Below are 22,679 nucleotides of genomic sequence, written 5' to 3'. Positions count from 1 at the left end.
ACGCTCTCCTATCTATTGCATTTCCTGCAAATTGGCACCTAAATTTCTTGCAGCAGATATGAAGGCTGCAAACATCCAAAAAAGTATTACAGATTTGGGCATATATAAGATATGCTCTGCAATACCATGAACCATTATTGATAAAAAGCCGCCTAAAAGCCCTACAGAAACGTAGCTGAAATATCTATCCTTGGTCTTTTTCGCAAACTTTATTGTTGATATAAAGATTGAAAGAACCACCCAGATGAAAGTCAACATGCCGAATATACCCATTTCAGCCATGATCTCAAGGTACATATTATGGCTATGCCATGCCCTGCTGCCCTTTATGCCGTATTCCAGAAAAGTATTCTTGAAAGCCCAATAGCCATAACCCACGCCTGTGATCCAGAAGTCTTTTATCATATTGATGGTGCCTTCCCATATATATGTCCTATAGGCATTTGAAGTATCCTGAACATTGCCTATGGTATTTATCCTCTGCAGGACTACATTGGGCAAAAGCGGTATAGCAGCTATGCCTCCTGCAATAAAAAGAGGTATAAATTTGGCCATCTTCAATAATACAAACAGCATGGCGGCAGAAACAAATCCAAGGTAACCGCCTCTGGAAAAGGTTAATACGAGGCATACGAACATAACACCGGCTATCAATCCCATGATTATTTTATTAAGCCATTTCCTGTATACAAATACCAATGTTATCGCAACAGGCAATATATGCTCCAGATATTCGGCAAAGACATTTGGATTGCCGAAGGTTCCCACTACCCTGGTCTCTAAATCAGGGTTCAGATTCACATCGACCCAGGCCTTGCTGGTAGTTCCAAGGGTAAAATACTGCATTATTCCATAGATGGACAATATAAATGCAGTAATAATAAAAATCTTCATAGCCTTATCAAAATCTTTTTTGGTTTTTAATGTGTTGACAATCACAAAATACAATGCCAGACTCACAAGGCTTACCACAAGATTTTGAGCGCTCAGCACGGGTTCAACGGATATGAGCGTGGTGATTATCTGAACCAGTGCAAAAGCCATCAAAGGCATTGCAACCGGGTCCTTAACAAAATCTTTCTCTTTGTTCACCGCAGTTTTGATGAAAAACGAAAATACCACCACTGCTGCAAATATCAGCGTGGCTTCGTTAGGTAAAAAAGGCAATGCTATAATTAAAGCATATAAGCCCCAAAGCGGACTATTGAGAGTTAAACCGGAGATTCCAATACCTCCCAACAGCTTTAAAGCAGTTTCCACACAAACACCTCCTAGTCCATACCTTCCCAGAATTCATACAGGCATCTCATAAAAATGCTGCCGGATACAATTCCTGCTATGCTTTCTTTAGCTTGAGCCCTTGCACCTGATGGCTTCATTCTTTTGATCAGGTTAATATATTTGCTCTCTGCAATCCCCTGCTCCAGACTGAATTTGCTGTTGAAAAAATCAGCCACAGCCAAAAACGACTGTGTGAAAAGCTTATAGGATAGCGAATTCCTTTGTGTCTCGATATTGAAAATTCCGCTCACCATCTGCCCAAAAACACTGTCACTCCATATATTTTTAAAGGAGTGCCTGATGCTTTTAGTAAATTTGCAAAAATAGCTATATCTATAGGCTTTCTCAAACCCATCACCAAGGTTCATAGCAAAAGATATTATTTTACTGTTATCATACATGCCATAATCCCCTTACTCATTAATAATCAAATCGTACACAAAGCCTCTTACTCCAAACTTTCTTCCCTTTACGGCTACGGGATAACCTACCCTTACCTCTTGATTTCCCATATATACTCCGGTTTTGCTTACTACGGCGTCACCTTCTATATATATCTTGACATCAAATCTATTTGGTATTTCTGCCTCAACCATCCTGCCATCGGCAGTATTGACCATCTTCGTTGCAGGCAGAGCTTCTTTCTTTACAATTTTACCATAGACAGTATTCTTGTCATAGTCCTTAGCAATTTCGCCTTCTTCAATAGCATTATAGGTCACATCCCTGACCTCCTGGATCATATACACCATAGTCACTTTTTCAGTGTTCACCGCAACGGTAGGATTTACTTTAAATACCTTATAAGCGCCAAATCCTATAAGAGCTATCAATACAATACTAATAAACAGATCGATGATATTTATCAATCCGAAAAGTCTTCCCCTTTTATCTATTATTTTCATCCGTATTCCTCTCTTTCTTGTTTTCAAGCATAATATCGTATATATTTATATGATTTAAAGCTAAATTCTTCAGAGAATAGTTCTTGTCAGCCTTCTTGTACAGAGCTTTTCCCATAGCCTTGCTCCTTGCCTCATCTTCAATCATAAGACTTAGCTTCCTGCTCAGCTCATTGCTGTCGCCGGCCTTAAACAAGTACCCGTTCTCTCCGTCTTCTATAAGCATGGGAATGCCTCCCACCGCTGATGATATCGTCGGCTTCTCCAGCCTGGCGCCTTCCAAAAGCGCATAGGGAAAGCTCTCGCTATAAGAAGTCAGAACATTGATATCAATAGCATTCAAAATATCATAGGGAGCATCTCCAAAGCCTATAAAATGAACATTGTCTTCTATGCCAAGCTGCTTGATAAGATCATCCAAGGCAGGCATCTCTGTGGATTCGCCTGTAATCAAAAAATGGATGTTCTTATTGGCGGCTAGTATATCGGCTGCGGCTTTAATAAATATTTCATGCCCTTTGACGGGATGAAGCCTGGCCAAAATACCAATAAGCTTTTTATCCTTTAAGCTTATTAAGCCTCTTTCTTCCAAAAACTTTTCCCGGCTTTTGTAACTTATATCTTCATCAAAATCCATCCCGTTATACACAGTGAAAATCTTATCCGCTGGAAAGCCTCTTCCTATCAGCATTTGCTTGAAGCTTTCAGATACAGCAATAAAATAATCAAATTTTTTGAGCGCAAATACGTTTAAGTTGGTATAAATTATATGCTTGTACAAATTTCCCTTGAAATCCAGCATAAAATCACTATGTATTGTTGTAACACAAGGGATTGGAAGCTTGTTTTTGATGAATCTGGTGATAAAATTAGCCCTAGCGCCGTGGGAATGAATCAAAGTAAAGCCTTCATCCTTTATCAGCTTTACCAAGGTATCTATGACCTTCAAATCATACCTGCGCTGCTGAGGAAGTACAATTATATCTATGCCCATATCTCTCGCTTCCTGGGCAAAAGGCCCTTCCATGAAGCATACTATCTTTACGGTCAGGTTCTTCTGCAGTTCTTTGACCAGAGTTAAAACATGAGTCTTTGCACCGCCTACATCCCCGCCGCTAATTAAGTGCAGCACCTTTTTCACTATCCTCTACCCTCCTAACCGGGTCAGCCCCCGCATTTTGAAACAAAGCAATCTCCTTCTTTATCTTTAAGCCTTTAAAATATGCCGGTATCATAAAATATATGCTGTACATCTGCCTGAAGGAGGATGAAATCCTGTTGTCCTTATTATATCTATTATAAGCAATTTCATAGGTTCTTAATTCGATTCTCTTGAACAGCTCAGCCCCTTCTTTTGATGAGGCTAAAATACCGTTAAGCCTGTTCATGGCAAATATGGATTCAAAGCTCATAGTCTGAGAGCTGTAGAAACTCATGGCATCTGATTTTGCCTTCAGGTATCCGTCGCAGTCAAAATAATGAGAAACTCCATAGACGCTTATCGGAGAGTTGATTTCATAGCAATAGGTATCGTATTCCTTATGGGTTTTCAGCATTTTCATCGAAGCAAGATATATACCGCTTACTGCGGTATGATCGCTATGTCCGTCTAAAAAGTATGGAACGAAAACTGCGTCAGGCTTATAATCATCTATGGTTTTTGCAACATCCTTTATCGCCTTTTCATCATCAGGCTTCAAGGACCCATCGGGACATCCAATAAATATCGGCTCTTCCATGCCCATATTCTCAGCCAGCCTCATTGCCTCCAATTTTCTCATTTCCTTCATAGCATCAGGAGTCAATTCATAGCTTACGCTCTGGGAGCCGTCTGTCATATATATACATTTTACAGTGCCTTTACTCTCTAAAGCTTTTTTTATCAAGCAGCCGCAGCCTAAAATTTCATCATCCTGATGCGGTGCAAGTATGAGAAGTTTTTTCCCTGCAATGTCTATCTCTTTGATCCCCTTGGCTCTTGACTTTACAAAATGCAAATACAAGCCTAACACCATATTGTTAATAATTTTTACAGGCTTTGCAAGCAGCTTCTTTAATATATCTTTCATATCTTAGATATCCACCCCCCGCAAAAATTTATATATAATCCGAATCTCCTATAGTAACATACCAGTTTTTATAGTCATAGATGAAATCCTTCATAGCCGCTGCCGTATCTCCGACAGGCAGAGCCGTCAGCACCGAAGGCGAACGAAGCTGCAGGAACGCCAGCTTTTTCAATATTTCCCCATAAAACCACTCTTTTATCATCCAGCAGGAAATAGCGCAGGCTCCGCTGTTCTTTAAGTATTTTTCGGCTTCACTGATCAGATCTGCTGCCGCATCCGTATGATCCTTAATACAGATCAAATCTGCAATATGGCCCAGAAGCTGCGTTTCACCGGCTTTATCCGGTTTATCCTCCAATGCTGCAACTATATAACCTATCAGTTCATCATTTTTATAAGCCGCAAAAGCCTTATACTCTTGAGGCCCGGCAATATACCTCCAGTTAAGGTATTGTGAGCTTCGCTCGATAGAAATAGGATAATCGTTCTTTACTTTATTCCATAAGGTATCAAAAACCTGGTCAAATGATTTAACTTCCCTGATATCATAATTCTTTGCCTTTCTAAAAATTATATTTCCAGCTTTGCCATAAAGGTCAAAAAGAGCTCCTCCAACAGCATTGACGATCTTGTTGCCGGAAAACATGCCCAAAGCCTTTCTTCCTTTTAGTATTTTTATATACTGGGGAATCTCACAAACCTTCTTTATATTGATTTTATTCAATGATGCCATATATGCAGCCTCATTGGGGAAATTAAATCTGAGCTGCATATCTTCCTTTCTCATATCATCAACAGCTGCCATAGCCATATTCTCAAATATGCCCATCTTTCTATGATCTTTATCTACCATTGCGTCAACCGACTGGCCTGCCTGAATGCTTTCCCCCAAAAAGCTCACTCTGAACCTCCAGATGCAAGAGAGCCCCAGGATTTTATCATCTTTGACAGCCAGCTTTATTATAGACTTGCCCTGGGGATTCTCTTCATTCTTCCATTTGAAATGCTTAAGGTCTATACCCTTTCCAAAAACCTCTTTGAATAATCCAGATACCCCTGGCCAACTGTTGTCCTCATAGTCCTTTATCGTGTAATCCGGGTTCAATAAATCTCACCTCTAACCTGACTCAATAGTTTATCTTTAATATTATAGCATATATGAAGATGTATAGACATAAAAAAAAGCCCGCAAAGGGGCAGAAACCATGAAATTAAATTTATCATTTTGTCATAAATAACACGCCCAGCGTGTTTGGCCCACAGTGAGACGAAATCGTACATCCTGCTCGTGTGACCAATATTTCCCGAAATCCCGCAATATTCTGTATAGTTTCCTTTACAAGCTCAATTCTTTCTTCAGATATGCCGGAATGGGTGATAAAAATTCTATCGAGTTTTATATTTGGATATTGTTCAAGTCTATCTATAGTGTATTGCTTAAGCACTTTATCCAGCGTACCGCGATACTTTTTCCCTACGCTCATCTTTCCGTCTGTATTATCCACTTCAATGCAGGGCTTTATATTCAATATATTTGCCCCCAAAGCCGCTAATGCCGAGCATCTTCCGCCTGCATGCAAAAATTCAAGGGTATCGATTATAAAGCTGGCGTGAACTTCAGCTTTTATGTCATTTATCTCCTGCACTATCTTGGGAGCTTCCATCCCTTGGGCTATGCGCTCAGCCGCCTCTATGACGAGCAATCCTGTGCCGGTCGAAAGGTTGCAGGAATCAATGGGATAAACATTGCCAAGCTCTTGAGCAGCTATGCAGCAGTTTTGATATGATGAAGAAAGCCCAGAGCCAAGGTTGAAATGAATAACCGAGTATCCTTCATCGGTCCATTTTTTGAAATAGTCTACAAATTCCCGAACATTGATTGCTGCAGTTTTGGGTATTATATGATAGCGGCTATAAGCATTATAGATATCGTCTGCAGTTATGTCCATACCATCCTTATATTGATCATTGCCTAATATGACATGCAAAGGATGTATATTTACCTGATAACGCTCCTTCAGCATATCATCAAGATCACAGGTGCTGTCTGCACTCAATACGATTTTGCCCACCATCTTCACCTCAAAATTTATAGTATCGATTATACAAAAAGACTCATTATAATACTTATATATTTCAATCGTATGAATTTATGCTTTTTTACCTGCAGGAGAATTAATCCATACTTTTTCCGAGGTTACTTCCCATCTATCAGCAGCATCCTTGCATTTAGCGGTCAAAAGATCAACATCCTCAGGGCTTGCCATATCGGTCGAATGAGCACCGGAACGTTTGACCATGCCTGCCAAAGCCCCTTGATTGTCCAACAACGGACATGGGCGAAGATGGTTCTTGTTGAAGGGCTGGCCTTTTCGGTACTCCACGAACAGTGGGGATTTGAGAGCCTCCATCAGAGAAACTTCCTTTATATTCACATTGGAATAATGTATAAATGCGCAGGGTTCCACATCACCGTTTGCATTTATGTGCAGATAATTACGGCCTCCGGCAATGCAGCCTTCAACATATTCTCCGTCGTTCCAGAAATCCAATAAAAATATTGGTTTTTCATTTCTGAAGCGGCGCACCTGATGATACATGTACTCTCTTTGTTCATCTGTAGCCATAAGGTCAATGGGAGCACCATTGCCGATGGGCATATAGGTGAAATACCAGCAGAATTTTGCACCGTTTTTTATCATCGCATCGATATACTCGTCGCTTCCCACCTCATTTACATTCTTTGATGTATAGCAGGAGGAGATGCCGAAGGGGAGCTTGCGCTCTTTCAGTGTTTCCATGGCTTTTATAACTTGATTGTAGGTTCCTTTCCCGCGACGGCTGTCGGTAGCTTCTTCAAAACCTTCGATGCTGATGGCGGGAACAAAGTTATGCACCCTCTTCATTTCGTCTGCAAAATCCTCATCTATGAGGGTGCCGTTTGTAAATGCAAGAAAGACACATTCATTATGCTTTTCACACAATGTGATTATATCCTTTTTGCGAACCAGAGGCTCGCCCCCTGAGTAGATATACATATATATGCCAAGGTCCTTACCTTGCTCAATAATTCTATTCAGCGTCTCAAGACTCATATTCAGCTTATCGCCATATTCTGCCGCCCAGCAGCCGGTGCACCTCAGATTGCAGGCTGAAGTGGGATCCATGAGTATTGCCCACGGGACATTGCAATCTTCTTTTTGGGCTATGTCAAGTTGCTTCTTCCTTCCGAGAATGGCGGCGTTAACCAAGAAGTTTTTCATAAACATGCATCTTGTCTCTTCATCCAAATCCGTATAAATGCTTTTAAGATATACATTCCAATTATTGTCGGGATCTGCTATGATCTCTCTGACAGCCCTGTAAGCGCCTGAGTATAAGCCTGCCTTGTCGAAACGCTCCAGCCAATCAAGCACCTTCGGAATGTTGTTTTCATAATCGGAATCCATATAGGCAAGCACTTTGTTCAAACCGTAAGATTCAACCTTTTCCTTTAGAGTTTTCATTGTTTACGACCTCCATATTTATTTACTTAACCCATTATCCATTCTGATACATCCCAGTTATATAAAGTTCAAGCAATATCCTGTCTAAAATAATATATTACAATTAGGCAGTTATAATGACATGTTGAAGCATACTCAGCCGCAACAATTTCTCACAGCTTTACAACTAGCTTAGCATGTTGTAAGATTATAATTAACCAATAGTCCTGTCTAAGTGTCCAAATTTTACACAATAAATCAATAATGTTGGGTTTTTAGACAAATTTAACGAATTGTCCATATATGGAGTGATGATAAATGGCAAAGCCTGAACTTACCAAATTATTAATAGCGCAAACACTGAAGGAGCTCATGATACGTACTCCTCTCGATAAGATAAGCGTTCGAGATATTGTAGAAGCATGCGGCATTAATCGAAAAACATTTTACTATCACTTTCATGATAAGCAAGCGCTGATCTGTTGGATTTTTGACAGTGAATTCGCAAGCCTGACTGATTTGAATAAGGACAATACGGTTATAGATGATCTGGTTGAACATCTTTATCAAAATAAGGATTTTTATATTGCCGCTCTTACATCAGATGTGCAGAACAATCTAAGAGAGCATCTGTTCAAGATTGCCTATGATATAATAATGATGAAAATATCATCGATCATCGGAGCACGTAAGATGGCATCCGGCGATATGCATATGATTGCAAGTTATTTTACCAACGCTACTATCGGATGCATCACTCAATGGGCAAAAGAAGGTATGAAAACACCTCCTGATGAATATGATTTTCTTTTTTATCCTATGACTGAGGAATGCCTTGAATTTGTCATTGAAAAATATTTTAAGAAATGATTACGCTTTATACGTTTATGCTTACAAATTTAAAGTTGTTTACATCAAAAAGGCCTAAATCCGTCAGCTTTATCTCAGGTATTACAGGCAATGCCAAAAAAGACAATGTCATGGATGGATCATAATCCTTATTGACTCCCATTTTATAAGCCGTCTCGATAAGATCTGCTAAAATGCTCTGCACTTTCTCTATAGGGCTGTCGCTCATCAGGCCTGCTATGGGCAAGCTCAGATATTTGATTATTTCTCCTCCGGAAGCAATGGCGACACCGCCGCCAATCTCTTCAAGCTTTTCTACGGCTCTTTTCATATCCCTGTCGTTGTCGCCGATCACTACTATATTATGAGAGTCATGAGCGACAGAAGAAGCTATGGCACCATCCTTAAGCCCTAATCCCAAAACAAGCCCCAAGCCTATGTTGCCGGTAGCATTGTGTCTTTCAATAACGGCAATCTTGAGCAGTTCTTCTCCGTCTTTGGAATAATATTTGCCATCAGTTTTTACTACCTTACTGATCAATGTTTTTGTTACTAAAGAGTTCGGAACCAAGCCGATTATTCTCAATTGTCCGTGATCATTCTTGATCTGGAAGCTATCTTCCTCCAACTCTTTAATATTTACTGAATTGCGCATCTTTGAGTCGTTTATAGAAAATATATCGAATAGAGCCTCATTATTTTCAGCTATCAGCTTACCGTTTTTATAGACTTGGTATATATCTATGCTTTTTAAGTCATTTAGAATCAGCAGATCTGCTTTATATCCCGGAGCTATGCCTCCTACTCTATGCAAATTATAGCAACGGGCAACATTGATGGTAGCCATTTGAACAGCTGTAACAGGATCAACACCATTTTTTATTGCCAATCTCACATTGTTGTCGATATGTCCCTGCTTCAAAATATCTTCCGGATGGCGGTCATCAGTGCAGAACATGCACCTGCTTATACTGCTGTTATTCAGAGCGGGAAGCAAGTCTACCAAATTTTTTGCCGCTGAACCTTCCCTAAGCATTATATGCATTCCCAGCCTTAACCTCTCTACTGCTTCTTCCGGGGTCGTGCATTCATGCTCTGTTCTTACGCCAGAAGCTGCATAGGCATTTATTGCCCTGCCGCTTAAGCCGGGTCCGTGGCCGTCAACAAACTTGCCGGAATTCTGACATAGAACTATTTTATTTATAATCGTTTTTTCGCAGTTTATAACATTTTCAAAATCCATAAGCTCCCCTAAGCCCAATACTCTGGGATGATTTATAAGCTCCAGCAGGTCCTCGGCTTTAAGTATGCTGCCTGAATTTTCAAAGGGTGTGGCAGGCACACATGACGGCAGCATTATATACACATCGATGGGCAGGTTTTCGGTGCCCTCCAGCATATATTTTATTCCTGCTATTCCCTTGACATTTGCAATTTCATGAGGGTCGGCTATTATTCCTGTGGTGCCCCTTACGGTAACTGCCCTTGCAAATTCTCCCGGGGTGACCATAGTGGATTCTATATGCATATGTGAATCTATAAAGCCCGGGCATAGAAATTTGCCCTCCATGTCATATTCCTCCGCCCCTTCATACTCACCTATGCCTGCAATATATCCATCATGTACTGCTACATCAGCCTTTATTATTTCTCCTGTAAACACATTTACTATATTGATATTTTTAAATACGATCTGAGCCTTGGCTCTTCCGGCTGCTACATCTATCAGCGCAGTTATTATCTCTCTCATCAAAGCCTGCCTCCCTTCAATTTTTCTTAAAATTTTGTACTGATTCTTGAATTTTCTTTACGATATATTCCGGACTTGCAGGAAGCTTTGTGATCCTTATGCCCGCCGCATCATATACGGCATTTAGTATTGCAGGCATTGCAGCAAGCATGACAGGCTCGCCGATGCCTTTGGCGCCGTAGGGTCCGGTTGATTCGACCTCTTCCACAATAATACTGCTGATATCTGGCATATCCATAGAGGTGGGGATGATATATTTTGAAAAATTATTGTTTTTAATGATGCCGCAGCTTAGGTTCAAATCCTCATAAAGTGCCCAGCCCATACCCATGGCAAAACCTCCTTCTATTTGCCCTTCGATCAGCAGAGGATTGATGGCTTTACCCACATCTTGCACACAATAAGCCTTGAGCACTTCCACCCTCCCGGTTTCGGTATCGACCTCCACCTCAGCCCCATAGCAGGAAAATGTATAAGGCCAGTAAGGATCGCCCAGGCCATTTTCTTCATTCATGGCATATGTACGGGCGGTAAAGGAATCTCTGGCTTTCATAGCTATCCCCTCTGCGTTGGCAGCCTCATATATATCTTTTAGATTCAGTTTTTTAACCGGCATTCCCTTTAAGCTTATATATCGCTCTTCAATCCCCTTGACCATTTTCTTCAGCCTCATACATGCCAGCCGTACACCATTGCCTGTATTATAAGTCTGCCGGCTTGCCGCTGCTGTTCCGGCGTCCGGGGTGCAGCAAGTATCTTCGCTGATGAGGACTATGCTTTCCAATCCGACTCCCATCGCCTCCGCTGCAATTTGAGCCAATACGGTTTTGGCACCCTGGCCTACTTCTGTAGCTCCGGTGTATACCAGTATCCTCCCTTGCTCATCCACTTCTGCTTCGCAGATAGAAACATCAGGAAACCCATTGCCATAGCCGGTTCCATAAAATGTTGCGCCTATGCCCTTGCCTCTTTTTTTCATGTTCTCACCCCCGAAGATACGTTGTAGCCTATTTTCTCTGCCGCTTTTTTTATCATCGTCTCCAATGGTACCGACTCCTCCAATATTTGGCCGGTAGCTGTTCTGCTTCCTAGCTTGAAGCAGTTTCTTAGTCTCAAATCCACAGGGCTTATGTTTATTCTTCTTGCTATTTCGTCTATCTGCTGTTCATAAGCCATAGCTACCTGAGCAGCGCCAAATCCCCTCATGGCTCCTGTGAATGGATTATTCGTATATACTGCATAGCAATCAATCTTCACATTGGGTACCATGTAGGGGCCGGTTGCATGGACTCCGGCCTTTCTCAATACATTTATAGACCAGGATGCATGGGCGCCCGAATCTCCGATTATTTCGGCCTCCATTGCCATTAAGGTTCCGTCCTTTTTTGCTCCTGTTCTATAATGCATGTAAAAGGGATGTCTCTTGGAATGAGCAATAAAAGATTCCTCTCTTGAGTATATTGTTTTTACAGGCCTTTTAAGCCTGTATGCAGCAAGAGCCAAATGAATCTGCATCGTAATATCCTCCCTGCCTCCGAAGGCTCCTCCCACTGCTGATGTCATCACCCTTATTTTTTCCTGAGGAAGGTTCAGCACCTGAGCAATCTCATCCCTGTCATAATGGGGATATTGAGTTGCAACGATAAGGCTGAGGCTGTCATTTTCATCGATATATGCTACGCCTGCCTCCGGCTGCAGGAAACCATGCTCTGCCATTGAAGATTCATAATTATTTTCTATTATTATATCAGAATTTTTGAAGCCTCGTTCTATATCTCCATTTCTTAATTTAAAATGAAATATCAGATTTTCTTTATCGTCATGGACTCTTGGCGCATCATCCTTCATGGCTTCCACCGGGTCAAATACGGCAGGCAGCTCTTTATATTCTATATTTACCGATTTTGCAGCTTCTTTGGCTGCTTCATAGCTTTCAGCCACTATAAAAGCTATGGGCTCGCCGATCCTTCTCACTCTTTTTGAACAGAATACTTCATGGTCTTTGATAATAACGCCATGATGGTTATTGCCCGATACATCCTCAGCAGTAAAAACATATAGCACCTCCGGATGCTTTTGGGCTTCGCTTTTATCCACCTTGATCTCTCCACAGGGAATGGAAGATCTTAATGTATATCCATAGGCCATGTTATCCATATAGACATCACCGGGATACAGCGCTCTGCCCATAACCTTTTCTCTTGCATCTATCCTTATCTCGCTTCTTCCTACAGTCTTAAGGGTTTCCATCATCATATCCCGCCTCCTTCATCTTCTCCGAGGCTCTTATTATCGCTTTCTCAATCTTCTTATATCCGGTGCATCTGCACAGGTTTCCTGATATAGCCCGTCTGATATCTTCTTTGCCCGGTTTATTATTTTTATCCAATAAAGCCTTTGCCGACAGTACCATACCCGGTATGCAATAGCCGCATTGCACTGCTCCCTCTTCAATGAAGGCCTCCTGTATGGGGTGTAAATTCTGCTCATCTCCTAAGCCTTCTATAGTAGTTACAGCAGCTCCCTGGACCTGACCAAGAAGGATAAGGCAAGAGTTTGCCGTTCTGCCGTCGATTATGACTGTACAGGCGCCGCATTCTCCCTGGCTGCATCCTTCCTTAGTGCCGACCAGCTTTAGCTCATTTCTCAAAAAATCTATCAATCTCGTGCTCAGATCAGCCTCCATGAATATATCTTGGCCGTTTAGTGTAAAGCTTATTTTTCCCCTCATAAACCCATACCCCCTACTGCAACAACCCATTTTTAGAAGTTTCCAAATACTTACTGCCTTAACTGATAACGATTGCCAAAGCTTCAAGACTAAGACTTTGTAAGCTTGCATAGGGTTGCGTCAAAACTAACAAACTCTAAGTCTCTTCACAACGCACTCTTTTATCAGTTAGGGCAACTAAGGTTAGATTAACGTTTTTACAGTAAAATCAATTCCCCGGCGGCCATGAAGCAGGCTTCCCTGAAAACAGCCTTTACTGCAACTCTTTTATAAGGCATAGAAGCTCTTGATTTAAGCCTTTCCGCCACTTCCCGAGACAGAACTTCTGCTGCTCCTTCTATGCTTTGCTCATCAAATACGGCATCCTTAAGAAATTTCTCTGTCTTTTCCTCTTTTGTTGCTTTTATTCCCAGGCTGCCTGTATATATGCATATGTCTTCAATCCTATTGCCGGCTAATAATACTTTTACTGCGCAGGATATGCTGGATATGGTTAAGGCATTTCTCCTGCCCAGCTTAGAAAATCCACAGCCCTCATTTTCTCTTAAAATGTTAAAATCTATTGACTTCAATATTTCTCCCTCATTCAGCTCAGCTTTGCCTTTATCGTTTATAAAGCCTCTTAGAGGCGCTTGCCTTGCGCCCCTTTGGCTGATGATTATGCATTCAGCATCCAGGGCCATAAATAAAGGTATGCTATCTGCTGCCGGTGCAGCATTGCAAATGTTTCCCCCTATGGTTGCCCGATTTTGTATTTGAACGGCCCCCATCTTCATAGCCATATTTACAAGAAAAGGCAATCGTTCTTTTATATACCGATTTTCAATTATATCTGTGAAGGTTACGGCAGAGCCTATGCTTATCTTATTTTTCTCAATCTCTATTTCCTTGAGCTCGGGCAGGCCGCTTATATCGACCAAAAGTTCCGGTTTTTCCTCTTGATTTCTAAGTTGTATGATTAAATCCGTACCGCCTGCAATGATTTTGCTTCCCTCATAAGATGCCAATGCTATGGCTTCATTCAATGTGCCGGGTTTATATAGCTTGATATCCATATATATTCCCCCATCATCCTTAAAGACTGTCTCTGATTATTCTGCTTTTGCTTATCTGTCTGCTGATAAGCTTATTGCAATTATTCTTTATTTCCTCTTCATTTAAGGTCTTAAGCATCCTATCTTCCATCAGTATCTTTCCATCCACTATAGTTGTAATTACGTCTGAAGCCTTGGCAGAATAGACTATCTGTGATATCAAGTTGACTTCCACAGATGGTGCGGTATGAATATTATCTAAATCTAATATTGCTAAATCGGCTTTCTTTCCAATTTCCAGGCTGCCAATCTCATCTTCCAAACCTATTGCTTTGGCTCCGCCCAAGGTAGCAAGCTCAAAAACGGCCTCTGCAGGCATGACGGTAGGGTCTAACAGCCTTACCTTTTGAATCAAAGCTGCTGTTCTCATTTCATTAAACATGTCCATATTATTGTTGCAGGGTGCTCCGTCAGCTCCAATAGACACATTGATGCCCATTTTCATCATTTCCGGTATTTTCGCAATGCCGGATGCCAATTTCAAATTGGAATTTGGGCAGTGGGCAACCTTGGTCCCCGTTTCCGCAAGGGTTTTCATCTCATCATCATCCAGCCATATGCAATGGGCAATAATGAGATTTGGCCCTGTAAGCCCTATCTTCTTTAGATATGAAATATTCCTCATCCCCCTGTCCTTTATGACGAATCCGATTTCCCCCAGATTTTCAGAGGCATGAGTATGTATCATGGCATTGTTTTCCCCGGCTAAATCCCTGACGCGCATCAGCAGTTCCTCGGTGCAAGAGACTACAAATCTTGGGGCAAAGGCATATCTGATTCTGCCATTATCCTTCATATGCCATTTATTTAACAGATAGAGGCTTTCCTTAACAGAATCCTCTGTTCTTTCCATCATGGTTGAAGGCACATCTGCACCATAATCCATCATGCATTTTCCTGTTATCGCCCTGATGCCGGATTCATATATGGCATCTATTGCGCTGTCCGTGTGATGTACGGATTCCATATCTACTATGGTTGTCGTTGCCCCTTTGATGAGTTCTGATATGCCAAGCTTTGCGGAATAATAGTTGGATTCACTGTCATGGGCACCTTCTAATGGCCATATCCTCTTTTTCAGCCAATCCATTAGCTCCAGATCATCACCCTGTCCCCTGAAAAGTGCCTGCGTAAGATGCACATGAGATTGTATAAGGCCCGGAATTATGACTTTGCCATGGGTATTTATCTCTCTATCTGCTTTAATATCTGAATCATGCCCTATAAACTGTATTCTGCCGTCCGCTATTAATATATCGCCCTCAAGAATGTCTCTCTTCGGGTTCATAGTTACAATAATGCCATCTTTGATCAGCAAGGTGTCCATAACTTTCGTCTCCCCTTTCATTGTTTCAATAAGAGGCTGTTGCATAACGCGTTCAACCTATCAGTCTGAAAGAGTAAAGCGACTAAAGAATCTTAAATTAGATCCTTCGAGCATAGCCCTCAGGATGACAAGGCCGCCGGACTTTCATATTAATGTAAAAGTTGGAATTTTGCAACAGCCTCCCGGCCTGACTATACTATAAACTTAAAAACAAAAATCAGTGATAATACATACATCACTATTGATACTTCTTTTGCTTTTCCCGTTAATGTTTTAAGTAAAGTATATGACAGCATTCCAAAAACAATGCCTTCAGCAATGCTATAGGATATAGGCATCATGATGATCGTTAAAAACGCAGGTATTGCTTCAGTATAGTCCTTCAGATTGATCTTCAAAATCGGCTCCATCATAAACAGTCCTACCAAAATCAACGCGGGAGCGGTAGCTGCCCCGGGTATTATCAAGAATATGGGGGAGAACAACAGAGCCAGCAAGAATAAAACTCCTGTGGTTAAAGCTGTCAGCCCTGTCCTTCCCCCCTCAGCAACCCCCGATGCGCTTTCCACATAGGTAGTTACCGTACTGGTCCCAAACAGCGAACCCATAACGGTTCCAATGGCATCCGTAAGAAGTACATTGCTGGCCTTAGGAAGCTTACCATCCTTGTCCAGCATATCTGCCTTGGAAGCAACTCCTATGACTGTTCCCACAGTATCGAAGACATCTACAAACAGAAAAGTAAACATGATGATCAAAAAATCAATGCTGAATATAGTTGACCAATCTGTTTTTAATACTGCAAGGAATGTAGGAGCCATGGACAAAGGAGCTTGAATAATGCTTTCCGGCAGCTTGGACACACCCATAATTATTCCTATAGCCGTTGATATCAATATACCTATGAATAAGGCTCCCTTCACTCTTTTATGCAACAATACTCCGGTTATTATTAAACCCAGTACGGCAAGTATGGCAGACGGGCTTTTCATGTCTCCAAGCTCTACTATCGCCCCTCCTGCTTTAACGATCCCCGCATTTGCAAAACCTATGAAAGCAATGAAAAGCCCAATGCCTGCACTGACCGCATATTTCAAGTTCATAGGTATCGAATCAATAATTGCTTCTCTCACCTTAAAGAAAGACATTATTATGAATATTATTCCTTCCACAAATACCGCAGTTAAAGCTAATTGCCAGCTATAGCCCATGCCAATTACCACTCCATACGCAAAGAAAGCGTTAAGCCCCATACCCGGCGCCAGGGCGAAGGGATAATTTGCCAAAAAGGCCATCAGGATCGTTGTGAGTCCGGATGCAAGGCAGGTGGCGGTCAATACAGCGCCAAAATCCATACCTGCTTCTTTTAATGTCAAAGGATTTACAATGATGATATAAGCCATAGTCATAAATGTGGTTAACCCTGCTATGATTTCAGTTCTAACAGTAGTCTTATGCTCGTTTAATTTAAACAGCTTTTCCAACATACCTGAGTTAGGATTTTTGTTTGCTCTTGTCTGCAAATCCACGTTATTCCCTCCTTTTATTGATCTGTTTTGAAAAAAGTTATAATTATACCTCCTTTCGCTTTTGCCTTTGTCCTGCATCGGATAACTAAATTACAGGCGGCAATATTTCAAAGCTGTTGACATCTATTAGACCTTTGTCGGTGATCTTCCACTTAGGGCTTGTAGTCAAAGCTAAAAATGACAGGTGCATAAAAGGCGCATGAACCTTGCATCCAAGCCTATCCTTTATCACACTGTTGAGCTCCCGCATCTTGCTGCTGAGCTCATAGGCGGTCAGTTCATCGGTGATCAAGCCCCCGACAGGCAGAGACAATTCATTTAATACTGTCCCGCTTTTTGCTATGGCTATACCGCCCTTTATTTCTATGACTCTGTTGATCGCCAGTGCCATATCCTTTGTGTTCGTGCCTATTGCTATGATATTATGTGCATCATGGGCAATGCTCTCAGCAAAAGCACCCTCCTTGAGGCCAAAGCCGGTTACAAAAGCTTTACCGATGCCGCCTGTTTTACCATATCTCTCTACACAGGCAATGTATAGAATATCATTGTTTATATCGCATTGGACTTTTTCATCAGATACCCTCAAATCTACGAGCTTTGCATCAGTAAGATTTTGATCGGGTATGAGAACTATGCATCTGGCCTCAGCCTTATTGCCGTCTTTATATATCTCCAATTTTTCTTTGGAAACAGTACTGCACTTAACCGAGTTCTTAACACTATCAGGATATCTATATAGCGGCAGCTTTATCAGCAATTCTCCGCCGTTGGAGATGAGCTTCCCGTTTATAAATACTGCCGCTATCTTCATCTGAGTCAAATCTTCGATTACGGCGATATCTGCAAGCTTCCCCGGCGCCAATACCCCAATATCATTGAAGCCAAAATAGGCGGCGGGATTGATCGTGGCCATCTGTATCGATTCTTCGGGTCTCACCCCTTGGGCTATGGTCCTCCTTATTATTTCATTCATATGACCTTGCCCCGCCAAATCATCGGACAGCATATCATCAGTGGCTAAGATAAGCCTTCGTGAATCCAAGCCTTCCTCAGTCAACGCCTTAATGCATTCAGCCATATTCCTCTGAGTTGAGCCCTCTCTCATAAAAACATATATGCCGTATCTCAATTTTTCAATGCATTCTTCTTTAGTGGTAGTCTCATGGCATGAGCATCGCCCTCCGCAGCTGATTATATGAGCGGCGAGCTCTTCACCAAAAAGCTCCGGTGCATTTCCGTCAACGATTTTACCCAATGATGCCGCATAGGCAGTTGATGCGACCAAATCATCTATGGCCTCCGGCGTATGCTTATATACATTTTTAACATTGCTGAATCCTTGAAGCTCTCCGATTCCTGCTATATTTTTATAGCAGAGCAGATCTTCCATATCCTTTGAATTGATATCAGCCCCCGCTGTTTCAAGAGTGGGACTATCCGGAGCCATAGCCGGAACCACAAGCTTTATCCTGTTTGGCATCGCATCAGCTTCCTCAGCCATAGCTTTTATGCCTATAGGGCCTAATGCATTGCCTATTTCATGAGGATCCGCAACAATCGTGGTAGTACCCGACGGAATTGACAGCTTTGAAAACTCAGTAATTGTAAGCATGCTGCTTTCAAAATGCATATGTGAATCTATAAAGCCCGGAGATATATATTTCCCCCGCACATCAATAACCTTTGTCCTGCTCCCGATAAGCTTGGATGCATCTCCAACCATCATTATGTATTTACCTTTTATTGCTACATCTCCGGGATAGATCTCTCGTGTGGCCACATTTACTATATTGCCTCCGTAAAGCACGATATCAGCAAATCCGTCCTCACCCAATAGATGATCGATAAGCTTTCTATGATCTACTGCCATTTTTATATGATCGGTTTTCACATGCTCAACCCCTTATTCGTTAAGGTCTATCTTATCAACTATTCCAACTATTGCTGCATCTACAGGAATTCCTGATTTTTTTACAGCATAAGGTGCTACGCTGCCTGTAACATAAATGACTACTTCACCCACTCCGGCGCCAACAGTATCTACTGCAATAAGAGGGTTATCCCTATCCTGCCCCACAAAATCCATGGGCTGGGTTATCAAGAGCTTGGAGCCTACAAGGCCTTCGTCCTTTCTGGTAGCGATAACCGTGCCTATTACCCTTCCTATAAGCATTCTATATTCCTCCAAAACTTCTATTTGACATGCATTTGCATCCTTATTACTTCACGATCAGGGTTATTTTTCTTTGCTTCAGCCTATCCTTTGCCAGTGGAGTTATGATATCTCCCTTTGAAAGGATAAGCTCCTGACCGTCTTTCAACCCGTTTATATCGCTTTCAGTGATAACCCTTTTGCTGCTCTCAGCTTCGACCAATATCGACGCTTTCTTGGCGTGCATAAGATTTTGAAGAACCTCATAAGTAAATTTTCGTTTGTCTGCCACGGAGTAGACCTCCAATCACAACAATCATGTATCTACTTATTTTCTTTCAGCATTACCCTTTCAACCTCTGCATGAGGCCTGGGTATTACGTGTACTGAGAAAAGTTCTCCCACCGCTCTGGCGGCCTCGGCGCCTACATCCGTTGCAGCCTTTACTGCGCCCACATCCCCCCGCACCATAACGGTGACCAAACCGAAGCCTATCCTCTCGTAGCCTACTATGGTTACATTGGCCGCCTTTACCATTGCATCAGCGGCTTCTATTGCCCCTACCAAGCCCTTTGTTTCTATCAATCCCAATGCTTCTCCGCTCATTTACTTTTCCTCCTCAATTTTATTATCCAATAATATCTGATTGTATTTCTCTTCGAATTCCATAAAGATTCGTTCCAATTCCTCATGGGGCCTCGGTATTACATGAACGGCAACGACCTTTCCCACTTTTCCTGCCGCAATCTCACCTGCCTCCACAGATGACTGAACTGCGGCTACCTGACCTGCTATTTCAATAGTGATGCTTATCGCTTTATCTACCCCGATGACCTTTTCACAGCCGACAAGTCTTACATCCGCATTTTTGCAGGCCGCATCAAGGGCGGCTAAAGCAGTTGTCATCCCTACCACTTCTATAAGGCCAAAAGCACCTACGGCCATCATCAACCCTCCCTGCGCAGCTTGCCTACAGAAGCCAGACTCACTAAATTCTTACACGCTTTATTCATTTGATTTTTCTCTTCAGCAGGCCCATCTCTTTGATAATCTTTCTGCAGCTCTTCTAAAGTAATAAGCTTTATCCCTTTGCCGGCAATATGATCATGCTTCGCTAATATCTCCTTCAGCAGCTTTTCCTGCTCTTCTCTGAGATTTGCGGCACCAGTATTCTTGTCTTGCACCTGTTCATTGATTGACGGTCTGTTCAAAGTGTTATTCAGCATGACTCTCATCAAAGGATTCGGCATAACGCATCCCTCCTATATCATATCTATCAGAGAAATGAATTTTATTACATCCTCATGAGGCCTTGGCAATACATTGAAGGCTATCAATTCACCTATATTGCCGATGGAGTTCTTCCCTGCCTCCACTGCTGATTTTACCGCAGCCACATCGCCTTCTACCATGGCAATGACAAAGCCTGAGCCTACAACATAAAACTTTGATATGTTTACATCAGCGGTCTTTACCATGGAATCCGAAGCTTGTATGGCTGCTGTCATTCCCCTTGTTTCTATCATGCCAAGGGCTTCTCTCCCCATTTATATCCCTCCAGAAATATTACCGGAAGTAATCCGAAATATTTATTCTTTCCCAGCCGGGTATGCTTGTTCTCTCAAATTTGCCTTCCAGCCCTCCGAAAGGCGCTGTGGCATCAATGCCCATTTTGGCTGTGATGCCTCTAAGCTCATGGGTCGGTTCCAATCCCGAGCCTCTTGCTCCCGGAATAATGATCACATCTTTGTCTGCCTGAACCCTGGTCGCAATAGCCCACTCTACATCAGCAGGATCAAAAATATCCACATCCTCATCGACTACAACCACATGCTTTACATCCTTATTGCTTGCCAGGGCAGCAATGATAGCGCTTTTGCCATCTCCCTCAGAGGTCTTGCGTATCGAGACTATCGCATGAAACCTGCATCCTCCGATCGTCGGCAAATGGACAGCTTTAACTGTGGGTATGATGTTCTTTACCTGTTGATAAAGATGCATTTCTCTCATCAGCCCATTTGGCAGAACATGCTCTGAGCTCGAAGGAAAATTTATTTGAAATATAGGGTTGCTGCGGTGGCATACAGCCGTTATTTCCATAATAGGCTGGGGTGTCCCGCCGCCGTAGTACCCTGCCATTTCACCAAAGGGCCCTTCCTTTTCACGGATCTTGGGCGGCATAAACCCTTCGATCACGATCTCCGCATATGCGGGCACCAGCAAATCTGCTGTTTCACACTTTACAAGCTTCAGCGGCTCTCCTCTCAAGGCGCTGTCGACCTCATATTTGTCCAGTCCATATATCTGAGAGTTGACCTGAGATGAAACCATAAATATCGGATCATAGCCGAGTATGACCGCAATTTCCATAGGCTCATCTTCTTTTTCCATATCAAAGTATTGGTCCAGAAGCATAGGAGACTCTATGAGCACGCTCATCCGGTTTCCTCCCAAAACTTGCAGCCTTCTCACTGAGGTATGGCTTTTGCCGGTTTTTCTATCCTTTACTACAACTATGCCTGCTGTAATAAAAGGATTGGAATCCTTTTCATGAAAGGTAGGGACCGGAAACAGTCTTTTAATGTCTATGTTCCTTCTGATTATGTTTTCTTTTACAGGCCCGCTGCTGACAACCTCATAGGGCATCGGATTTGCAACAGCCTCCATCAGAGAAAAAACAATCCCTTCATTGCTTGTATTCAGCAATTCTGCATACCTGGATCTTTCGCCGCAGATACCCGCCACTGCGGTTATATCGCAGCCCTTGATTTTTTTAAACAATACGGGTTTGATGCCGTTCAGCTTCTTTATCACTGCACCTAATTCAAATTTTGGGTCTACTTCCTTCTCGCATATCATGAGCTGTTTTTTTTCTTCTAATATTTTCAGGTAATCCCTCATCGACTGCCTAATCACGCTATCTCTCACCAACCTTCCCATTCTCCCCCCATCTCTCGCTGAGATCATGATCTATATCAAAGGCATCCAGAATCTTTCCCGTCATTATGGCTACCATATCTGAAATGCTTTGAGGGTGAGTGTAAAATCCAGGTGCAGCCGGCATGATGACTGCACCTGCCCTGGATAATTCAAGCATATTTTTCAGATGGATGGTGCTCAGCGGAGTTTCCCGCGGCACCACCACCAGCTTCCGCCTCTCCTTCAAAACCACATCGGCACTGCGGCTGAGCAAATTGTCGGAATATCCATTAGCTACGGAAGCCAATGTCTTCATCGAGCATGGTATGATCACCATGCCTCCAGTTTTAAATGTACCGCTGGCAATGGGAGCATATAGATCATCATAGGAGTAAATCTCTTTGGCAAACTCCATTAAATCATTCTTATCCAGTCCGCATTCATATTTGACCACATCTTCTCCCATCTTCGTCATCACCAGATGTATCTCTATTCCAAGGAGCTTTAAGGTCTGCAAGAGCCCCAGCGCATAGATTGCACCGCTGCCTCCGCTGATGCCTATAATAAGCCTCATTTAAATTCCTCCAA

The 22,679-nt window shown here is 42.3% G+C and carries 25 protein-coding genes; 1 reads left to right on the top strand and 24 read right to left on the bottom strand.

Features of this window, described 5'->3' with window-relative positions; all coding sequences use genetic code 11:
- Positions 1-12 precede the first annotated feature (12 nt).
- From AC4HCY_RS08885 to AC4HCY_RS08850, 8 genes are all read right to left on the bottom strand, one after another.
- Positions 13-1,260 (bottom strand): O-antigen ligase family protein, encoded by a 1,248-nt coding sequence (locus AC4HCY_RS08885; protein ID WP_491095883.1) that lies wholly within the window; start codon positions 1,258-1,260, stop codon positions 13-15.
- Between the two features lie 11 nt (positions 1,261-1,271).
- Entirely contained in the window at positions 1,272-1,682 is a 411-nt protein-coding gene (locus AC4HCY_RS08880; RefSeq protein ID WP_491095882.1) for a hypothetical protein, read from the bottom strand.
- Between the two features lie 12 nt (positions 1,683-1,694).
- Positions 1,695-2,186 carry a DUF4330 domain-containing protein gene (locus AC4HCY_RS08875; protein ID WP_323431943.1) on the bottom strand — a complete coding sequence of 164 codons (492 nt, stop codon included), beginning with the start codon at positions 2,184-2,186 and terminating at the stop codon, positions 1,695-1,697.
- Entirely contained in the window at positions 2,170-3,324 is a 1,155-nt protein-coding gene (locus AC4HCY_RS08870) for a glycosyltransferase (protein WP_491095881.1), read from the bottom strand. The genes AC4HCY_RS08875 and AC4HCY_RS08870 overlap by 17 nt, the downstream gene beginning before the upstream one ends.
- Positions 3,299-4,252: a PIG-L deacetylase family protein gene (locus AC4HCY_RS08865; RefSeq protein ID WP_491095880.1), complete on the bottom strand. Its 954-nt coding sequence runs from the start codon at positions 4,250-4,252 to the stop codon at positions 3,299-3,301. The genes AC4HCY_RS08870 and AC4HCY_RS08865 overlap by 26 nt, the downstream gene beginning before the upstream one ends.
- A gap of 28 nt (positions 4,253-4,280) precedes the next feature.
- Complete coding sequence (locus AC4HCY_RS08860; protein WP_491095879.1) at positions 4,281-5,357, bottom strand: GNAT family N-acetyltransferase; 1,077 nt, start codon at positions 5,355-5,357, stop codon at positions 4,281-4,283.
- 115 nt (positions 5,358-5,472) lie between these two features.
- Positions 5,473-6,327, bottom strand: a complete 855-nt coding sequence (locus AC4HCY_RS08855; RefSeq protein WP_442916679.1) for a DegV family protein — start codon at positions 6,325-6,327, stop codon at positions 5,473-5,475.
- A 75-nt stretch (positions 6,328-6,402) separates the two neighbouring features.
- A complete protein-coding gene (locus AC4HCY_RS08850; protein WP_491095878.1) occupies positions 6,403-7,758 on the bottom strand; it encodes a radical SAM/SPASM domain-containing protein in 1,356 nt (451 codons plus the stop codon).
- A 297-nt stretch (positions 7,759-8,055) separates the two neighbouring features.
- On the opposite strand from AC4HCY_RS08850, the gene AC4HCY_RS08845 reads away from it, so the two are divergent.
- Complete coding sequence (locus AC4HCY_RS08845) at positions 8,056-8,607, top strand: TetR/AcrR family transcriptional regulator C-terminal domain-containing protein (RefSeq protein ID WP_323431937.1); 552 nt, start codon at positions 8,056-8,058, stop codon at positions 8,605-8,607.
- 7 nt (positions 8,608-8,614) lie between these two features.
- Here AC4HCY_RS08845 and ade (AC4HCY_RS08840) read toward each other — a convergent pair whose 3' ends face one another.
- From ade (AC4HCY_RS08840) to AC4HCY_RS08765, 16 genes are all read right to left on the bottom strand, one after another.
- On the bottom strand, positions 8,615-10,336 hold the full coding sequence (ade, locus tag AC4HCY_RS08840) for an adenine deaminase (RefSeq protein WP_491095877.1): 1,722 nt from the start codon (positions 10,334-10,336) through the stop codon (positions 8,615-8,617).
- 16 nt (positions 10,337-10,352) lie between these two features.
- Positions 10,353-11,315, bottom strand: coding sequence for a xanthine dehydrogenase family protein molybdopterin-binding subunit (locus AC4HCY_RS08835; protein WP_491095876.1), 963 nt, complete (start codon positions 11,313-11,315; stop codon positions 10,353-10,355).
- Entirely contained in the window at positions 11,312-12,592 is a 1,281-nt protein-coding gene (locus tag AC4HCY_RS08830) for a xanthine dehydrogenase family protein molybdopterin-binding subunit (RefSeq protein ID WP_491095875.1), read from the bottom strand. The genes AC4HCY_RS08835 and AC4HCY_RS08830 overlap by 4 nt, the downstream gene beginning before the upstream one ends.
- Positions 12,573-13,067 carry a (2Fe-2S)-binding protein gene (locus AC4HCY_RS08825; RefSeq protein ID WP_323431933.1) on the bottom strand — a complete coding sequence of 165 codons (495 nt, stop codon included), beginning with the start codon at positions 13,065-13,067 and terminating at the stop codon, positions 12,573-12,575. The genes AC4HCY_RS08830 and AC4HCY_RS08825 overlap by 20 nt, the downstream gene beginning before the upstream one ends.
- A gap of 197 nt (positions 13,068-13,264) precedes the next feature.
- On the bottom strand, positions 13,265-14,122 hold the full coding sequence (locus AC4HCY_RS08820) for an FAD binding domain-containing protein (RefSeq protein WP_491095874.1): 858 nt from the start codon (positions 14,120-14,122) through the stop codon (positions 13,265-13,267).
- Positions 14,123-14,141: 19 nt separating this feature from the next.
- Positions 14,142-15,488, bottom strand: coding sequence for a 5'-deoxyadenosine deaminase (locus AC4HCY_RS08815; RefSeq protein ID WP_491095873.1), 1,347 nt, complete (start codon positions 15,486-15,488; stop codon positions 14,142-14,144).
- A gap of 191 nt (positions 15,489-15,679) precedes the next feature.
- Positions 15,680-16,975 (bottom strand): NCS2 family permease, encoded by a 1,296-nt coding sequence (locus AC4HCY_RS08810; protein ID WP_442916682.1) that lies wholly within the window; start codon positions 16,973-16,975, stop codon positions 15,680-15,682.
- A gap of 127 nt (positions 16,976-17,102) precedes the next feature.
- Positions 17,103-18,890, bottom strand: a complete 1,788-nt coding sequence (ade, locus tag AC4HCY_RS08805) for an adenine deaminase (RefSeq protein WP_491096099.1) — start codon at positions 18,888-18,890, stop codon at positions 17,103-17,105.
- Positions 18,891-18,923: 33 nt separating this feature from the next.
- Positions 18,924-19,193, bottom strand: coding sequence for a EutN/CcmL family microcompartment protein (locus AC4HCY_RS08800; RefSeq protein ID WP_323431929.1), 270 nt, complete (start codon positions 19,191-19,193; stop codon positions 18,924-18,926).
- A 46-nt stretch (positions 19,194-19,239) separates the two neighbouring features.
- Positions 19,240-19,464 (bottom strand): hypothetical protein, encoded by a 225-nt coding sequence (locus tag AC4HCY_RS08795; RefSeq protein ID WP_491095872.1) that lies wholly within the window; start codon positions 19,462-19,464, stop codon positions 19,240-19,242.
- A gap of 32 nt (positions 19,465-19,496) precedes the next feature.
- Positions 19,497-19,778, bottom strand: a complete 282-nt coding sequence (locus AC4HCY_RS08790) for a BMC domain-containing protein (protein WP_323431927.1) — start codon at positions 19,776-19,778, stop codon at positions 19,497-19,499.
- Positions 19,779-20,120: a BMC domain-containing protein gene (locus AC4HCY_RS08785; protein WP_491095871.1), complete on the bottom strand. Its 342-nt coding sequence runs from the start codon at positions 20,118-20,120 to the stop codon at positions 19,779-19,781.
- Positions 20,120-20,422 (bottom strand): hypothetical protein, encoded by a 303-nt coding sequence (locus AC4HCY_RS08780; RefSeq protein WP_323431925.1) that lies wholly within the window; start codon positions 20,420-20,422, stop codon positions 20,120-20,122. Before AC4HCY_RS08780 ends, AC4HCY_RS08785 begins: the two co-directional genes overlap by 1 nt.
- Positions 20,423-20,434: 12 nt before the next feature.
- The gene (locus tag AC4HCY_RS08775; RefSeq protein WP_323431924.1) at positions 20,435-20,719 is read right to left on the bottom strand and encodes a BMC domain-containing protein; all 285 of its coding nucleotides are present in this window, start codon (positions 20,717-20,719) and stop codon (positions 20,435-20,437) included.
- A 19-nt stretch (positions 20,720-20,738) separates the two neighbouring features.
- Positions 20,739-22,112 (bottom strand): UbiD family decarboxylase, encoded by a 1,374-nt coding sequence (locus tag AC4HCY_RS08770; RefSeq protein ID WP_491095870.1) that lies wholly within the window; start codon positions 22,110-22,112, stop codon positions 20,739-20,741.
- A complete protein-coding gene (locus AC4HCY_RS08765) occupies positions 22,090-22,665 on the bottom strand; it encodes a UbiX family flavin prenyltransferase (protein WP_323431922.1) in 576 nt (191 codons plus the stop codon). The genes AC4HCY_RS08770 and AC4HCY_RS08765 overlap by 23 nt, the downstream gene beginning before the upstream one ends.
- Positions 22,666-22,679: the final 14 nt, after the last annotated feature.

It is taken from the genome of Lutispora sp. QWL-02 (genome assembly GCF_058315355.1).
Note: the sequence above shows the minus strand (reverse complement) of the source record. Positions and strands in the feature narration are given on the sequence as shown.

Coding starts and splice junctions, on each gene's coding strand:
- AC4HCY_RS08880 (WP_491095882.1), bottom strand. CDS start 1,682: ATGTATGATAACAGTAAAATAATATCTTTTGCTATGAACCTTGGTGAT.
- AC4HCY_RS08875 (WP_323431943.1), bottom strand. CDS start 2,186: ATGAAAATAATAGATAAAAGGGGAAGACTTTTCGGATTGATAAATATC.
- AC4HCY_RS08865 (WP_491095880.1), bottom strand. CDS start 4,252: ATGAAAGATATATTAAAGAAGCTGCTTGCAAAGCCTGTAAAAATTATT.
- AC4HCY_RS08855 (WP_442916679.1), bottom strand. CDS start 6,327: ATGGTGGGCAAAATCGTATTGAGTGCAGACAGCACCTGTGATCTTGAT.
- AC4HCY_RS08850 (WP_491095878.1), bottom strand. CDS start 7,758: ATGAAAACTCTAAAGGAAAAGGTTGAATCTTACGGTTTGAACAAAGTG.
- AC4HCY_RS08845 (WP_323431937.1), top strand. CDS start 8,056: ATGGCAAAGCCTGAACTTACCAAATTATTAATAGCGCAAACACTGAAG.
- ade (WP_491095877.1), bottom strand. CDS start 10,336: ATGAGAGAGATAATAACTGCGCTGATAGATGTAGCAGCCGGAAGAGCC.
- AC4HCY_RS08835 (WP_491095876.1), bottom strand. CDS start 11,315: ATGAAAAAAAGAGGCAAGGGCATAGGCGCAACATTTTATGGAACCGGC.
- AC4HCY_RS08830 (WP_491095875.1), bottom strand. CDS start 12,592: ATGATGATGGAAACCCTTAAGACTGTAGGAAGAAGCGAGATAAGGATA.
- AC4HCY_RS08825 (WP_323431933.1), bottom strand. CDS start 13,067: ATGAGGGGAAAAATAAGCTTTACACTAAACGGCCAAGATATATTCATG.
- AC4HCY_RS08820 (WP_491095874.1), bottom strand. CDS start 14,122: ATGGATATCAAGCTATATAAACCCGGCACATTGAATGAAGCCATAGCA.
- AC4HCY_RS08815 (WP_491095873.1), bottom strand. CDS start 15,488: ATGGACACCTTGCTGATCAAAGATGGCATTATTGTAACTATGAACCCG.
- AC4HCY_RS08810 (WP_442916682.1), bottom strand. CDS start 16,975: ATGTTGGAAAAGCTGTTTAAATTAAACGAGCATAAGACTACTGTTAGA.
- ade (WP_491096099.1), bottom strand. CDS start 18,890: ATGGCAGTAGATCATAGAAAGCTTATCGATCATCTATTGGGTGAGGAC.
- AC4HCY_RS08800 (WP_323431929.1), bottom strand. CDS start 19,193: ATGCTTATAGGAAGGGTAATAGGCACGGTTATCGCTACCAGAAAGGAC.
- AC4HCY_RS08790 (WP_323431927.1), bottom strand. CDS start 19,778: ATGAGCGGAGAAGCATTGGGATTGATAGAAACAAAGGGCTTGGTAGGG.
- AC4HCY_RS08785 (WP_491095871.1), bottom strand. CDS start 20,120: ATGATGGCCGTAGGTGCTTTTGGCCTTATAGAAGTGGTAGGGATGACA.
- AC4HCY_RS08780 (WP_323431925.1), bottom strand. CDS start 20,422: ATGCCGAATCCTTTGATGAGAGTCATGCTGAATAACACTTTGAACAGA.
- AC4HCY_RS08775 (WP_323431924.1), bottom strand. CDS start 20,719: ATGGGGAGAGAAGCCCTTGGCATGATAGAAACAAGGGGAATGACAGCA.
- AC4HCY_RS08770 (WP_491095870.1), bottom strand. CDS start 22,112: ATGGGAAGGTTGGTGAGAGATAGCGTGATTAGGCAGTCGATGAGGGAT.
- AC4HCY_RS08765 (WP_323431922.1), bottom strand. CDS start 22,665: ATGAGGCTTATTATAGGCATCAGCGGAGGCAGCGGTGCAATCTATGCG.